General features: G+C 36.5%; 1 protein-coding gene. It reads left to right on the top strand.

Going from position 1 to position 1251, the window contains the following annotated elements; all coding sequences use genetic code 11:
- Positions 1–1251: TolC family protein (locus EKL98_RS16335; RefSeq protein ID WP_317125404.1), on the top strand; the 1251-nt coding region annotated here is incomplete at both ends.

Raw genomic sequence — 1251 nt, 5'->3', positions numbered from 1 at the left:
AAAATTAATTGTATCCCTCTCGTTATTATCCTGCTGTTTAGCTTGTCGATTCAGGCTCAAACAAAACAATGGTCTCTAACAGAATGTATAAAATACGCTCTAGACAACAATATCTCTATCAAACAAACCGAATTAGACACTAAAACGGCAGGTATTGATAAAAAAGGAGCCATAGGAAATTTTATTCCTTCGTTTAATTCCAATGCTTCACATTCTTGGAATATCGGTTTGAATCAAGACCCGACTACCGGAATTTTGCGAAATCAAACTACTCAATATTCCTCAATGGGTGCAGGAGTTGGTTTTGATATTTACAAAGGAATGCAAAATCAAAATACGCTTCGAAGAGCCAATCTTTCGATTCTTGCTGCGAAATACCAATTGAAAAAAATGCAGGAAGATGTAGCGCTAAATGTTGCCAACGCTTTTTTGCAAGTGCTTTTTAATAAAGAAAATTTGAAAGTGCAACAAGAACAAAAGGCAATTAATGAAAAGCAATTACTTCGTTCGGATGAACTGGTAAAAGCGGGTTCCGTTCCGCGTGGTGATTTGTTAGACATAAAAGCGACTGTGGCTTCTGATGGACAAAGAGTAGTGACTGCCGAAAATGCTTTGTTAATTTCAAAGTTGAGTTTGGCTCAATTGTTACAATTGAAGGAGTTTTATGATTTTGACGTAACCGATGATACTTCTGTCAAAGACGAAAACAATATATTGGCTCAAACTCCAATAGCTGTTTACGACAAAGCAAAAGAGCAAAGAACCGAATTGAAAATTGCCAAAACCAATTTAGAAATTGCCGAAAAAAATGTAGCCATTGCCAAAGGAGGTTTTCAACCAACATTACAAGGTTTCTATAATGTTAATACGAGAATTTCGTACGCAGATAGTTTTGATTTTCAAACAGGTGCTTCTCAACCCGCAGCTCCTTTTGGTCAACAATTTGCGGACAACAGAGGGCAAGCTTTTGGGGCTCAATTATCGATTCCAATTTTTAACGGGTTTTCTGCCAGAAATAATGTGGAGCGTTCGAAAGTAAGTTTAGAAAAATCTAAAATTGCAGTTGAGCAAGAAGAATTAACTTTGCAAAGAAATGTTTACACAGCTTTTACAGAAGCCAAAGGCGGTTTGAATGCTTATGAATCTGCCCTTTCCGCTTTAGAAGCCAGACAAGAAGCTTACAATTATGCCAAAGAAAAATATGCAGTAGGTATGATGAATTCTTTCGATTTCAATCAATCACAAACATTG

The organism is Flavobacterium bomense, assembly GCF_003970355.1.
The sequence above is the reverse complement of the archived record's forward strand: the minus strand, read 5'-3'. Positions and strand labels throughout refer to the sequence as shown.